We start from the raw sequence: 13142 nt of genomic DNA on the forward strand, positions 1-13142 counted from the left end.
AACCGCCTTATCGAACTTCAGATGGAAGGGGCTGTGGGTTAGTGACCACGCCAGACAGTGCAGTTGGAAACACCACGGGTGTTATCGGGGCAGTTGCAGGGGAAAACCCGGCCGCTCCAGTCAAGCGAGCATCTACAGGCTCACCCATTACCAACAAGGGTGAAGCATTCGCGTCGTACGACGTCAATGCATTCGAGGTTCCCGGCGGACGCGACGAGATCTGGCGGTTCACCCCGCTGCGTCGTCTGCGCGGCCTGCACGACGGCAGTGCTGTTGCCAACGCGGCAGTCACCGTCGACATCGAGGCTGGTGCCGACGTCACTGTCGAGACCGTCGGTCGCGACGACGAGCGTCTGGGCAAGGCCGGCGTTCCTGCCGATCGTATTGCGGCACAGGCGTACTCGAGCTTCGAAGCGGCAACGGTCATTTCCGTTGGCGCCGAAACCGAGGTCGAGAAGCCGGTAGTCGTCACCATGACGGGCCCCGGCATCGGCAAGGTCGCCTACGGACACACGCAGATTCGTCTGGCTCAGTTCGCCAAGGCAACGGTCATCATCGATCAGCGTGGCAGCGGAACCTTCGCGGAGAACGTCGAATTCGTTCTCGGTGACAGTGCACGCCTGACCGTCGTCGCTGTTCAGGATTGGGCTGAAGACGCCGTCCACGTGACGTCGCATCACGCTCGGCTGAGCCGTGACGCCGTTCTTCGCCACACTTCGATCAGCCTCGGCGGCGACCTCGTTCGCCTGTCGGCCACGGTCAAGTACGACGGACCCGGCGGCGACGCCGAACTGCTCGGCGTGTACTTCGCCGACGACGGTCAGCATCTCGAACAGCGTCTGCTCGTGGATCATTCGCAGCCCAACTGCAAGTCCAACGTGGTCTACAAGGGTGCGCTGCAGGGCGATCCCAACTCGAGCAAGCCCGATGCGCACACGGTGTGGATCGGCGACGTTCTGATTCGTGCGGCAGCCGAAGGCACCGACACCTTCGAGCTCAACCGCAACCTGGTTCTCACCGACGGCGCCCGCGCCGATTCGGTGCCGAACCTCGAAATCGAGACCGGTGAAATCGTCGGAGCCGGGCACGCAAGTGCCACCGGACGTTTCGACGACGAGCAGCTGTTCTACCTGCGTGCTCGCGGTATCCCGGAGGATCAGGCGCGTCGTCTGGTCGTGCGTGGGTTCTTCCACGAAATCATCAACAAGATCGCTGTTCCCGAGGTGCGCGATCGCCTCGAAGCCGCGGTCGAAGCCGAACTCGCCGCTGTCGGCTCCTGACCGCGCTGCCGGGTCGGCTCCTGACCGCGCTGCCGGGTCGGCTCGGACTACCCAGCCGCTTTCTCATCTTGAAGGAATTTCATGTCTACCAGTGAAAACACCAACTCCGTCCTCGAGGTTCGTGACCTGCACGTCCAGGTCGCCAACACCGACGCCAACGCTGAGCCGATCCAGATCCTCACGGGCGTGAACCTGACGGTTCGCTCCGGCGAGACTCACGCCATCATGGGCCCCAACGGCTCCGGCAAGTCCACGCTGTCCTACGCAATCGCCGGCCACCCCAAGTACCAGGTGACCTCCGGTTCCATCACCCTCAACGGTGAAGACGTCCTCGCGATGAGCGTCGACGAGCGTGCACGCGCCGGCCTGTTCCTGGCAATGCAGTACCCCGTCGAGGTTCCCGGCGTCTCCATGTCCAACTTCCTGCGCACCGCTGCTACTGCAGTGCGCGGCGAGGCTCCCAAGCTTCGCCACTGGGTCAAGGAAGTCAAGGAATCGCTGGCCGAGCTCGAAATCGATCCTTCGTTCATCGAGCGTTCCGTCAACGAAGGCTTCTCCGGCGGCGAGAAGAAGCGCCACGAGATCCTTCAGCTGGGCATGCTCAAGCCGAAGATCGCGATCCTCGACGAGACCGACTCCGGCCTCGACGTCGACGCATTGCGTACTGTTTCCGAGGGTGTCAACCGCTACAAGGAGCGCGAGAACGGCGGCGTTCTGCTGATCACCCACTACACGCGCATCCTGCGTTACATCGCTCCCGACTTCGTCCACGTGTTTGTCGGCGGCCGCATCGTCGAGTCCGGTGGACCGGAACTCGCTGACGAGCTCGAGACCAACGGCTACGTTCGTTTCACCGCGGACGCTTCAGCAACTACAGACGCTTCAGTAACGCAAGGAGCATAAGCGCGATGACCACCTCGGTGCGTGCGCTCGACGTCACCAGGATTCGGAAAGACTTCCCGATCCTGGGGCGTACCGTGCGCGACGGAAAGCCCTTGGTGTACTTGGATTCCGGTGCGACTTCGCAGCGGCCTCTCCAGGTACTCGACGCCGAGCGGGAATTCCTCACCACGTGTAATGCGGCCGTCCACCGAGGTGCTCATCAGCTGGCCGAAGAAGCCACCGATGCGTACGAAGACGCACGGACTCTGATCGCAGAGTTCGTCGGTGCAGAATCCGATGAACTGGCTTTCACGAAGAACGCCACCGAGGCACTGAACTTGGTGACGTACGTTCTCGGTGACGACCGGTTCGACCGGCATGTCGGACCCGGCGACGAAATTGTCATCACCGAACTTGAACATCACGCCAATCTTGTTCCGTGGCAGGAACTTGCGCGGCGTACCGGTGCAACGCTGAAGTGGTTCGGCATCACGGACGACGGACGGATCGATCTCGACTCGCTCGAGCTCACCCCGGCCGTCAAGGTCGTGGCGTTCACCCATCAGTCCAACGTGACCGGTGCGGTCGCTCCGGTGGAAGAGTTGGTCCGTCGGGCGCGTGCTGTGGGTGCGCTGGTAGTTCTCGATGCGTGCCAGTCTGTGCCACACATGGCAGTCGACTTCCACGCTCTGGATGTTGACTTCGCGGCGTTCTCGGGCCATAAGATGCTCGGCCCCACCGGAATCGGCGTTCTGTACGGCAAGGCTTCGTTGCTGTCCGAGATCCCTCCGTTCATCACGGGTGGATCGATGATCGAAACCGTCACGATGGAAGCCAGCACGTATGCGCCGGCGCCGCAACGGTTCGAAGCCGGAACGCAGATGACCTCCCAGGTTGTCGGTCTCGGTGCCGCAGTGCGCTACTTGAACGACATCGGAATGGATGCCGTTGCGGCACACGAACATGTGCTGGTCGAAGCGGCGTTGGAGAAGCTGTCGACCATCGCGGGTCTCCAGATCGTGGGTCCGAAGACCGCTGAGAATCGCGGCGGCGCAATTTCGTTCGTCGTCGACGGCATTCATGCCCACGATCTCGGTCAGATCCTCGACGACGACGGCGTTGCCATTCGCGTCGGACACCATTGCGCGTGGCCGCTGCATCGACGCCTCGGTGTGCAGGCAACCGCCCGAGCGTCGTTCGCTCTGTACAACACTGTCGATGAAATCGACGTGCTTGTCAGTGCGATCAAGCGCGCGCAGGAATTTTTCGGTGTCACAGGGGAGTTGAGCTGAAGTATGCGTATGGAGCAGATGTACCAGGAAGTGATCCTCGATCACTACAAACATCCACACGGCCGCGGTTTGCGTGAACCGTTCGGTGCCGAAGTTCATCACGTTAACCCCACCTGCGGCGACGAGGTAACCCTTCGGGTGCATATCGCGGATGACGGAAGTGTCGCCGACGTGTCCTACGACGGGCAGGGCTGTTCGATCAGCCAGGCGTCGACGTCGGTACTCAACGATCTCGTGATCGGCATGCAGGTTACCGACGCGCTCGATACCGTCACCGCGTTCAGCGAGATGGTCAGCAGTCGCGGCAAGGTAGAGGGCGACGAGGATGTACTCGGCGACGGTATTGCTTTTGCCGGAGTTTCGAAGTACCCGGCACGCGTGAAGTGCGCGTTGCTCGGATGGATGGCGTTCAAGGATGCAGTCGTTCAGATAGTGGACGGCAAAACTGAATTGGTCGACACGACTAAAGGACAGGGATAATGACCGAGACACAATCAGAGCAGGCGTCCGAGGTGACTGCACCGGTCAACCCGAACCCCGATTCCACGGCGGAATACGGTGGCGCCCAGGGTACCGGTACCGTCCCGTCGCCGGAGCGCCTCGACGAACTCGAAGAAGCGATGCGCGACGTCGTGGACCCCGAACTGGGTATCAACGTCGTTGATCTCGGTCTGGTCTACGGACTGTACGAGGACGACGGAATTGTCACCGTCGACATGACTTTGACGTCGGCAGCATGTCCTCTGACGGATGTCATCGAGGATCAGGCGCGCGGCGCATTGGTGCGAAGCGACCTGTGCACGGACATGAAGATCAACTGGGTGTGGCTGCCGCCGTGGGGCCCGGACAAGATCACCGAAGACGGCCGCGAGCAGCTCCGCGCTTTGGGTTTCACTGTCTGACGGAAGTTCATTCCTGCACGGACATCTTTGACAGCGAACGCCGGTACCTGATCCAGGTGCCGGCGTTTGGCGTTTTGTCCGGTAACGCCGCTATTTGATTGTGCGATAAATACCATTGAAGCGCTATGTCCGTCTAGTGACGTACGTCCCGAGGGAGATTTGTGTGAAACGCAGTCCCGGTCGAAGAAGCGGTTTCGGAACACCACCCGATCGCCAGGTACCTCGATCGAGCGAACTGTGCGCGCTCACTCCGTTTCAGCAGACAATCTTCGATTCACAGCAACGCCGACCCGAGATCGCGCTGTGCGTCAGTCACTACGTCGATGTGGCAGGGACACTCGATCTTGCGATCCTGCGAGCGTCGATCGCGCAGTCCGGCCGCGAATTCGGCTCAGACCTGACCTTGCAGATATCGAACGGTGTCGTGGTGACCCGGATCGGCAAGGACAGGCTGGACCGTATCGACGTCATCGATCTGCGCGGCGAATCAGACTCGGAAACAGCCGCACACAACTGGATGCGCAGCGAATCCGTCCGCCCCCTTGATCTTCTGTCAGATCCGCTTGCCGGCAGCGCAGTTCTGGTGATCGGCGAGGCGCGCTGGTTGTGGTACACCCGAATCCACCAGATCGTGCTCGACGGGGCCGGAGCGCGTTCGATGACCGCCCGCGCGGCCGAGGTCTACACAGCCATGGTTCGCAGCACACCAGTTCCATTGACTTCGGCAGAGTCGGTGCACTCGATGACCGATACCGAACAGGGGTATCGCGGGTCGACGCGATGGGACGCCGACCGGCAGTACTGGGATGCGAAGCTCGCGGGCGCTCCGGCGCGAACCTCGTTGGCTGAGCCTGGTGTGTCTACTGGCGCGAAGCCGCTGGTTAGATCGGCCACTGTGCCGCCCGGTGTGACCGCGTCGCTGGTGCATCTCGCGGAATCACAGAATGTCACTTTGTCGACCGTCGTGACTGCGTCGTTCGCGATGTACCTTGCGCGGATGACGGGTTCCGACGACGTAATTCTTCGTCTTCCGGTCCCCGTGAGGACGACGCACACCGTCCGACGGTCGGGCGGAACGATGTCGAATATTGTTCCCTTACGGCTGATCGTCGATCCTCGCGTCGGTGTCGACGAGTTGTTGCGGGCGGTCAAGTTCGAATTGGTGGGTGCGCTGCGTCATCAGAAGTACCGGGACCAGCGGCTACATTATGGGCCGGTACTCACTTTGAATCTGTTTCCAGTTGTACTCACCGTCGGTGATGCGCAGGGTGTCCTGCACTGCTTCTCGGCCGGACCTGTCGAGGATCTGGAAGTCGCGGTGAGCCAGGTTTCGCGGGACGGGGAACTTCGGATCGGTTTTGCGGCCAACCCTGATGTGTATACGGGCGAATCGCTGACTGTCCATCATCGACGGTTCCTTGATTTCCTCGAACTATTCAGTGCCACAGAACCGCGGACCCAGTTGGTGGACGTCGATCCGCGAACCGGGACGGTCTGGGGTTCAGCCGTTCGGCACTCGCGCAATCTGGCCTACTGGAGCACCCTGCTGGCGTCACCGGCGCCGGAACTAGGACTGCTCGCCGCGCCTGTCGGTGAGCGTTCGTCAGCAGAGATCATGATCGACCCGGAGCTGTACCGAGGGCTCGAAGCGTTGGCGGATTCGATGTGTACCAGCATGTTCGTGCTGTTGCAGGCGGCAGTAGCGGGTCTCTTGCGGCGGATGGGTTCGGCGTCGGAAATTTCGATCGGGATCTCGGTTCGCGGCTACGGAGCAACGACCGCGGACGAATTTGTGTCGATGTTTGCGAACCAACTTGTGCTCCGATCCGCGGTGGACACGAATGTGAGCCTGGCCCGACTGATCGAGCAGATGGACGATGTCATCGTCGACGCCTTGATCCATGCGGATATTCGCTTGTCCGCAGTGATGGCAAATGTGGGGGACGGGCGTTCGGTCGACGCCGGTCCACCGTTCCGGGTTCTGGTGTCCGCCCAGGATCCTATCGATGCACACCCGCAGTTTCCCGAGGTTATGGTCGGAATTCCGGTCGGATTCGACCTCGCAGCCATGCCGGAAGTATATGTGGCGCTGCCAATTCCGCAGCAAAATTCCGATCGATTTGTGCAACCGATCATTGGATTCTTCGATTGCCTGGCGTCGCCGCAGCAGGTCGACGGTCTCGCATTTCGATTTGTTCGCGTCCTTCGAGCGATGGTCGACAACTCGCATACTTCGCTCGGCTCCGTCGATCTCCTGCGTCCGGACGAGCGGAAAGAACTGATGGCTGCGACGCAGCCGAACCCTGTGAGCGGGGACCTCTCGGAGCGATTTGTACAGGTTGCGCTGGAGAATCCGGACACAATCGCGGTGTCGTCTGGTGCCGATCGGATCACATATGCAGAACTGTTCGAGAGGTCGAACAGGCTGGCGCACAAGCTGATCGGGATGGGGGTCGAGGCAGAGGCTCTGGTTGGAATTCGCCTGGCGGGGTCGGTGAACTCGGTTGTCGCGATCATTGCCGTTCTCGAAGCCGGGGGAGCGTACTTCCTTCTCGATGGCAGTGGACCCGCACTGCGGCAGGACTTTGTGCTGTGCGATGCGCAACCGCATTTCGTCATTGCTGATTCCGAAATTTCCGGCCAGATTGTCGTGAGTACCGACGCGGAGGGTTATTCGTCGGAGCGTCCGCACCACGCGGATCGGCGCGATGCGAATGCTCTTGCGTACATCCAGTACTCGGGTCGCTCGTACGGATTGAGCGTGACACATGGCGCCGCGATTGCGTCAGGGTCAGCTGGAATCTGGGGCGCTTTGTTGCACGGCCGAACGCTGATCCCCAGCAACGACTTCCATTATCCTGGCGGATTTCCGCCGGTTCGCGGTCACTCCGTCTATGTTCTGGACGACCACTTGTCGCCGGTGCCGATCGGGGTTCCAGGGGAGATCTACGTCATCGACGGCCACCTGCCGCGCGGATATCTCCGCAGACCAGGAAGAACGGCGGTCGATTTCGTGGCCGATCCGTTCAATCGTGACGGGCGGCGCCTGTACCGCACCAGCGAACGCGGTCGTTGGACTGCGACGGGGCAACTCGAGTATCTGGAATATGGCGCGCGCACAGCATCGGTCAGAGGCGTCCGCATCGAACTCGGCGAGATCGATGCCGTGATGACTGCGCTACGTGGGATCGAAGATTCCATCACCGTTGTGGTGCCCACTCCGGCGGGTGGGGCCGTGATCACCTATGTCAGAAGCGCACAGACCGGTAGTTCGGAGTCCGTCGTTGACCTCGACGCGCTAGCGGTACACGCAATGGATCATCTGCCGTCGTACATGGTTCCTGACGGCTACCTCATCGTGGATTCGTTTCCCACCGGCGTCGACGGAAACATCGACATTGCTGCCCTTCCATCGCCGATTCTTGCGCCCACACCGGCGATCAGGCGCGTTTCCGGCTCTTCTCAGCGTTAGATTTTGCTTCGTCGACGCTGCGCTGCAAGGCAGCCACGAGGTCGACGACGTCGGCGTCCTCACCACCTTGATCGACTTCGGCAGCAGGTATGACCCTCTTGCCTCCATTTTCGATCATCTCGTCGAGCAGTCCGCGAAGTTGAAGTTGATAGTCGTCGGTGAATTCGGTCGGATCAAAATCGCCCGCCATACTCTCTACCAGGGTCTGGGCCATCTTCAGTTCCTTGTCCTTCGGCTTTTCCACGCCGTCGAGTGACGGGAACTCCGCGGCGCGCACCTCGTCGGGCCACAGCAACGTCTGGATAACCAGTACTCCGTCGCGGGCGCGCATCGCGGCAAGTCGAGTCTTCTGCCGCAAGGTGAAGTGAACGAGCGCAGTACGGTCGCTCTCCGCCAGTACCGTCGAGAGAAGTACATAGGCTTTCGGAGATGCCGAATCCGGTTCGAGGAAGTAACTCTTCTCGAAGAGGACAGGATCGATTTGATCGTTCGGAATAAATTCGAGCACGGGGATTTCATGCTTTTCGGCTGCCGGCAGCTTGGTGAAATCCTCGTCGGTGAGGATTACACGTGAGCCGTCTTCAGCGTCGTACGCCTTGTCGATATCAGCGAATTGGACGGTGTTTCCGCACTCCGAGCACACACGGTTGTATTTGATCCGGCCGCCGTCCTTGGCGTGGACCTGGTGAAACTTGATGTCGTGGTCTTCGGTCGCGGAATACACCTTGACCGGAACATTGACCAGACCGAACGCTATCGAGCCTTTCCAAATCGAGCGCATGGTTTCCATGATGGTCGCTGCGGGCCGATTGCGCGAGAGAAACCTCAGGTTTGCGGCATTGATTTCGGGTACTTGCATTGGATGAGAATTTTCACCGATGCTCGAGTTTTCGCACTAGCGGCAGCGGTGTGCTGCGTTCCAGCGCTACTTGCTCCGGGGCCTGCTGCCGCTGATGACGCGCGCACACTCACCATCACGGTGCACTCCGATGCGATGAATCGCGACATCCCACTCGAAGTAATCCTCCCGGCCGATATAAGCGAAGCGCGGCCGACGCTCTATCTTCTCAACGGCGCCGGCGGCGGGGAGGACAGTGCGACGTGGGAAGCGCGCACCGATGTTCTGGGATTCTTCGCTGACAAGAACGTCAATGTCGTGACGCCGATGGAAGGTGCGTTCAGCTATTACACCGACTGGCAGAAGGACGATCCGGTGCTGGGCCGAAATAAATGGCAGACCTTCCTCACTCAGGAGCTTCCGCCGGCGATCGATGCGCAATTCGGCACTACCGGAGTCAATGCCATCGCCGCGATTTCGATGACGGCGACATCTGTTCTCAATCTTGCGATCGCAGCACCTGGGTTGTATCGGAGCGTCGGCGCGTACAGCGGTTGCGCTGAGACGAGTACACAGCCAGGGCAGGATTACGTCAGGCTTGTTGTCGGAGCGCGAGGTGGCGCCGACCCCATCAACATGTGGGGGCCCTATGACGGACCGGGTTGGCGTGAAAACGATCCCGTGGTCAATGCCGAGAAACTCCGTGGCACGGAACTCTACATTTCCAGCGGAACCGGCCTACCCGGTCCGTACGAGACTCTTGCTGGTCCGGGCATCGACGGCAATGTCGGAACTCTTGCGGGTCAGATTGCTGTCGGCGGTGTCATCGAGGCCGCAGTCGACGGATGCACGCACACGTTGGCTGATCGACTGAATTTCCTGTCAATCCCAGTCACCGTCGATTTTCGACCTACCGGAACCCACTCATGGGGCTACTGGCAGGACGATCTGCACAATTCATGGCCGATGATTGCGCGTTCGATCGGTGCCTGATCGCCAGGGCGGCCGTGCAGCGGAATTACATCGAGAGGAGCCGAAGTGCCAAGGCGGCTACGGAGAGAAGGCACAGCATGGCCGGTGGCGCGATCTGGTGATCGTTTGCCTTGAGGTGGGCGACGACTGCGCCGACGAAGTACAGGATCAGTCCGATTGCGGCGGCGATTCCAATCGCGGGGATCCACAACCCGACCAGCAGTCCGATGACTCCGGCCAACTTGATCAGTCCGAGTTGCGGGATCCGATCTTCAGGAACGCCGAGCCCGGTCAAGCTCGCGACCAGCTTCTCTTCTCGGGTGAGATCGAGGTAGGCGGAACCAGCGAGGGTTGCGGTCAGGATCGCCGCGATAACGACATATGCGATGAACATGGTCTGGCTCCAACGGTAGATGCGGGATGATCGTTGAGAACTATAAACGATTTATTCAGATCTATAATTTTGTCGCTGATACGGTAGGCGCATGTCAGCAGTATCTGAATCCGCGAACCTCACCGATCGACTCGGGTTCCTCCTGGCCACGCGTGGTGATGCCACCAAGGCGCGGATACAGATTGCGATGGGCGCTGTGAACCTGCCGCCACGCCACGCCATGACGTTGATGCACTTGCGTGACGGACCGAGGAGTCAGCGCGAGATCGCGGACATTCTCGAGATCGACCCGAGCCAGCTCGTCGCGATCCTCAACGACCTCGAGTGCAGCGGACAGTTGGAGCGTCGCCGCGATCCGATCGACCGCCGTCGTCACATCGTGGAATTAGCCGAGGCCGGTGCGGCAACACTTGAAGCCATGCAGTCAGCACTCGACGAAGCTGAGCGCGAACTGTTTTCCGGACTGTCAGAAGCCGATCGGGTGTTGCTGCGCGACTTGCTCAATCGGGTATCTGTGACCGTCGAACATGGCGACTGTGCCGGCGACTGACTAGGCCGACACCGCGAGTGGGATGACTACTGGTTCAATCCTGGTCGACGGGGTTCGTCCGGCGAAAGGGTGCCGCCATCAGAGTTTTCCGCACCCGCCGCGGCGAGGAAGCCATGATCGATACCATCACCTTCGCTGTGGCGGCCGCGTCGCGGCGATCGGACAGATAGGCCCGTTGCTGATCGGCGGGAAGTGCGAAGAACTTCGCGAAAAACGCTTCGACGTCATCGGGATCGAGGGTGAGAAGCGCATTCAGGCCGACTCGGCGCAGCGCGGCGACGCCCCTCGCAGAATACGGCCAGAGTTCACGTTGCGGATCGCCTCCGTGTGCAATCGCCGACGCTGCAAGGTCAGCTTCATTCAAGGCGGCCCCGACGCTGTAGCCGGTGCCCGGATGCGTCAGGCCGCCGCGTGCACCGAACCGGAAAATCGTTCCGCGTTGTCCTGGTGGTGGTTCGACGCTGAATCGGACGCGTTCGACCGCGGAGTCTTCCGGTGCGATCGCTCCGCGATTGTCGAGTCGGATGTGCAATCGACGTTTCAGTTCGCTTAGCGGGATCGGCGGCCGACCCACCAGACAGGTTTCCTCGAGCAGCATCCGTTCGGAGTCGAGCGGAACGGCGTAGAGGAACGACGGTTGATCGCCGGCGTGAGTTCCGTTGTCTTGGCGCCAGTCCATGAACCAGGCGTCGTTGCCATCGAGCGCCGGTTCGGCGGTGGCCCGGTTCACGACGATTCCGAACGCGGTCTGTTGCGCCGATCGGGGAGTGATCGTGGTGCCTCGGGCATCGACAACGACTGAGCCAACGACGTGTGTGCCGTCAGCGCAGAAAACAGAATCACGGGTGAGATGAATGGCTTTGGTAGCGATGAACTGCAGTGATGAGTCTGACAGTAATGATTGCAGCAATGATGTATTCAATACGCAATATGTGCGATTTAGGGTAGTAGCACCTTCGGCCCACACCGACGGACGTTCGATACGGGTCGACGCCACCTCGGACGGCAACCAAGCTGGGAGTTCGTCCTCCCACGCCGCATAGGTCGCGGTCCATGTCCGCGAGGGATGCGGATCAACCAGAATCACCGACAGATCGTGAGTGATGCATCGCGTCGCCAAAGCCCGGCCGGCCGGGCCGCCGCCCACGATCACGACGTCGGCGGTCTGGATTCGGGATGTCATCCGTCCACAATTGCATTGATCGTCGCCAAGTCTCACTGTTAGCGGATTCACACGCTGCTGGTCGGCAGAGGCGATTCCTCACGGTAAAATTGAAAGTTCTTGTGTCTGCCGTCAGGCATCTTTCACCCGTAGTAGCCATTTTCTGAGGAGTTCTGCTTGATTACCGCCACTGACCTCGAAGTTCGTGCCGGTGTCCGCACCCTTCTCACGGCACCCGGCCCGTCCCTGCGCATTCAGCCCGGTGACCGCATCGGTTTGGTTGGCCGTAACGGCGCCGGCAAGACCACGACGCTGCGTCTCCTCGCCGGTGAAGGCGAGCCGTATGCGGGCAAGGTCGTTCGCACCGGTGACCTCGGGTACCTCCCTCAGGACCCCAAAGAGGGCGACCTGAGCATTCTCGCCAAGGATCGTGTTCTGTCCGCTCGCGGACTCGACACGATGCTTCGCGACATGGAGAAGCAGCAGATCCTGATGGGCGAGGTCATGGACCAGGCCGAGCAGGACAAGGCCGTCAAGAAGTACGGACAGCTCGAAGATCGTTTCTCCGCACTCGGAGGCTACGAGGCCGAAAGCGAAGCTGCCCGCATCACCAACAGCCTCGGACTCGAAGACCGCATCCTCGACCAGCCGCTCAGCACCCTGTCCGGTGGTCAGCGTCGACGCGTCGAATTGGCACGCATCCTCTTCGCCGCATCAGATGGCAGCGGTGCGCGCTCCGATACGACCCTGCTTCTCGACGAGCCCACCAACCACCTCGACGCAGACTCCATCACGTGGCTTCGCGGATTCCTCCAGAACCACGAGGGCGGCCTCGTGGTCATCAGTCACGATGTGGACTTGCTCAACGACGTCGTCAACCGCGTCTGGTTCCTCGATGCCGTGCGCAGCGAAGCCGACATCTACAACATGAACTGGAAGAAGTACCTCGACGCCCGCGCGACGGACGAGCAGCGTCGTCGTCGTGAGCGCGCCAACGCCGAGAAGAAGGCCGGCGTTCTGCGCATCCAGGCAGCCAAGATGGGCGCCAAGGCAACCAAGGCTGTTGCCGCGCAGAACATGGCGAAGCGTGCCGACAAGCTGATGGCCAACCTCGACGCCGAACGTGTCTCCGACAAGGTTGCGCGAATTCGGTTCCCCGAGCCTGCGCCGTGTGGCAAGACCCCGCTCATGGGTAAGAACCTGACCAAGGTTTACGGCTCACTCGAAATCTTTACCGGCGTCGACCTCGCCATCGACCGTGGGTCGCGCGTCGTCATCCTCGGCCTCAACGGTGCGGGTAAGACCACGCTGCTGCGCATCCTCGCCGAAGCCGAGAAGGCTGATGCCGGCGAGCTCATCGCGGGTCACGGTTTGAAGGTCGGCTACTTCGCTCAGGAG

The 13142-nt window shown here is 60.9% G+C and carries 12 protein-coding genes; 9 read left to right on the forward strand and 3 right to left on the reverse strand.

The features are described 5' to 3' along the window. Positions 1 to 41: 41 nt before the first annotated feature. The 6 genes from sufD (at position 42) to QM600_RS27060 (ending at position 7828) form a co-directional block, all read left to right on the forward strand. Positions 42 to 1280, forward strand: a complete 1239-nt coding sequence (gene sufD, locus QM600_RS27035) for a Fe-S cluster assembly protein SufD (protein ID WP_283264847.1) — start codon at positions 42 to 44, stop codon at positions 1278 to 1280. Positions 1281 to 1361: 81 nt separating this feature from the next. Further along, positions 1362 to 2183 carry a Fe-S cluster assembly ATPase SufC gene (sufC, locus tag QM600_RS27040; RefSeq protein ID WP_283264848.1) on the forward strand — a complete coding sequence of 274 codons (822 nt, stop codon included), beginning with the start codon at positions 1362 to 1364 and terminating at the stop codon, positions 2181 to 2183. Positions 2184 to 2188: 5 nt separating this feature from the next. Further along, positions 2189 to 3454, forward strand: coding sequence for a cysteine desulfurase (locus QM600_RS27045; RefSeq protein WP_283264849.1), 1266 nt, complete (start codon positions 2189 to 2191; stop codon positions 3452 to 3454). A gap of 3 nt (positions 3455 to 3457) precedes the next feature. Beyond that, a complete protein-coding gene (sufU, locus tag QM600_RS27050) occupies positions 3458 to 3934 on the forward strand; it encodes a Fe-S cluster assembly sulfur transfer protein SufU (protein WP_283264850.1) in 477 nt (158 codons plus the stop codon). Continuing rightward, positions 3934 to 4356 carry a metal-sulfur cluster assembly factor gene (locus QM600_RS27055; protein ID WP_283264851.1) on the forward strand — a complete coding sequence of 141 codons (423 nt, stop codon included), beginning with the start codon at positions 3934 to 3936 and terminating at the stop codon, positions 4354 to 4356. The genes sufU and QM600_RS27055 overlap by 1 nt, the downstream gene beginning before the upstream one ends. 163 nt (positions 4357 to 4519) lie before the next feature. Continuing rightward, positions 4520 to 7828 (forward strand): condensation domain-containing protein, encoded by a 3309-nt coding sequence (locus QM600_RS27060; protein WP_283264852.1) that lies wholly within the window; start codon positions 4520 to 4522, stop codon positions 7826 to 7828. Here QM600_RS27060 and ku read toward each other — a convergent pair. Further along, the gene (ku, locus tag QM600_RS27065) at positions 7797 to 8609 is read right to left on the reverse strand and encodes a non-homologous end joining protein Ku (protein WP_502943117.1); all 813 of its coding nucleotides are present in this window, start codon (positions 8607 to 8609) and stop codon (positions 7797 to 7799) included. The genes QM600_RS27060 and ku overlap by 32 nt on opposite strands. A gap of 81 nt (positions 8610 to 8690) precedes the next feature. Between ku and QM600_RS27070 the strand changes: the two genes are divergently transcribed. Further along, positions 8691 to 9659 carry an alpha/beta hydrolase gene (locus tag QM600_RS27070; RefSeq protein ID WP_283264853.1) on the forward strand — a complete coding sequence of 323 codons (969 nt, stop codon included), beginning with the start codon at positions 8691 to 8693 and terminating at the stop codon, positions 9657 to 9659. 25 nt (positions 9660 to 9684) lie between these two features. On the opposite strand, the gene QM600_RS27075 is transcribed toward QM600_RS27070, so the two are convergent. Beyond that, positions 9685 to 10032 carry a DoxX family protein gene (locus QM600_RS27075; protein ID WP_283264854.1) on the reverse strand — a complete coding sequence of 116 codons (348 nt, stop codon included), beginning with the start codon at positions 10030 to 10032 and terminating at the stop codon, positions 9685 to 9687. Between the two features lie 91 nt (positions 10033 to 10123). Here QM600_RS27075 and QM600_RS27080 point away from each other — a divergent pair, with 91 nt between their 5' ends. Further along, positions 10124 to 10582 carry a MarR family winged helix-turn-helix transcriptional regulator gene (locus QM600_RS27080; RefSeq protein ID WP_283264855.1) on the forward strand — a complete coding sequence of 153 codons (459 nt, stop codon included), beginning with the start codon at positions 10124 to 10126 and terminating at the stop codon, positions 10580 to 10582. Between the two features lie 34 nt (positions 10583 to 10616). Here QM600_RS27080 and QM600_RS27085 read toward each other — a convergent pair whose 3' ends face one another. Beyond that, positions 10617 to 11765, reverse strand: a complete 1149-nt coding sequence (locus QM600_RS27085; RefSeq protein ID WP_283264856.1) for a lycopene cyclase family protein — start codon at positions 11763 to 11765, stop codon at positions 10617 to 10619. A 156-nt stretch (positions 11766 to 11921) separates the two neighbouring features. Between QM600_RS27085 and QM600_RS27090 the strand changes: the two genes are divergently transcribed. Then, on the forward strand, positions 11922 to 13142 hold a 1221-nt coding region (locus tag QM600_RS27090), incomplete at its 3' end, for an ABC-F family ATP-binding cassette domain-containing protein (RefSeq protein ID WP_283264857.1).

It is taken from the genome of Rhodococcus sp. IEGM 1379, assembly GCF_030056815.1.
Taxonomy (GTDB): Bacteria; Actinomycetota; Actinomycetes; order Mycobacteriales; family Mycobacteriaceae; genus Rhodococcus_F.

Bases quoted from the DNA above. Each gene is read 5' to 3' on its own strand.
- sufC (WP_283264848.1), top strand. From the start codon at position 1,362: ATGTCTACCAGTGAAAACACCAACTCCGTCCTCGAGGTTCGTGACCTG.
- QM600_RS27045 (WP_283264849.1), top strand. From the start codon at position 2,189: ATGACCACCTCGGTGCGTGCGCTCGACGTCACCAGGATTCGGAAAGAC.
- sufU (WP_283264850.1), top strand. From the start codon at position 3,458: ATGCGTATGGAGCAGATGTACCAGGAAGTGATCCTCGATCACTACAAA.
- QM600_RS27055 (WP_283264851.1), top strand. From the start codon at position 3,934: ATGACCGAGACACAATCAGAGCAGGCGTCCGAGGTGACTGCACCGGTC.
- ku (WP_502943117.1), bottom strand. From the start codon at position 8,609: ATGCGCTCGATTTGGAAAGGCTCGATAGCGTTCGGTCTGGTCAATGTT.
- QM600_RS27070 (WP_283264853.1), top strand. From the start codon at position 8,691: ATGAGAATTTTCACCGATGCTCGAGTTTTCGCACTAGCGGCAGCGGTG.
- QM600_RS27075 (WP_283264854.1), bottom strand. From the start codon at position 10,032: ATGTTCATCGCATATGTCGTTATCGCGGCGATCCTGACCGCAACCCTC.
- QM600_RS27080 (WP_283264855.1), top strand. From the start codon at position 10,124: ATGTCAGCAGTATCTGAATCCGCGAACCTCACCGATCGACTCGGGTTC.
- QM600_RS27085 (WP_283264856.1), bottom strand. From the start codon at position 11,765: ATGACATCCCGAATCCAGACCGCCGACGTCGTGATCGTGGGCGGCGGC.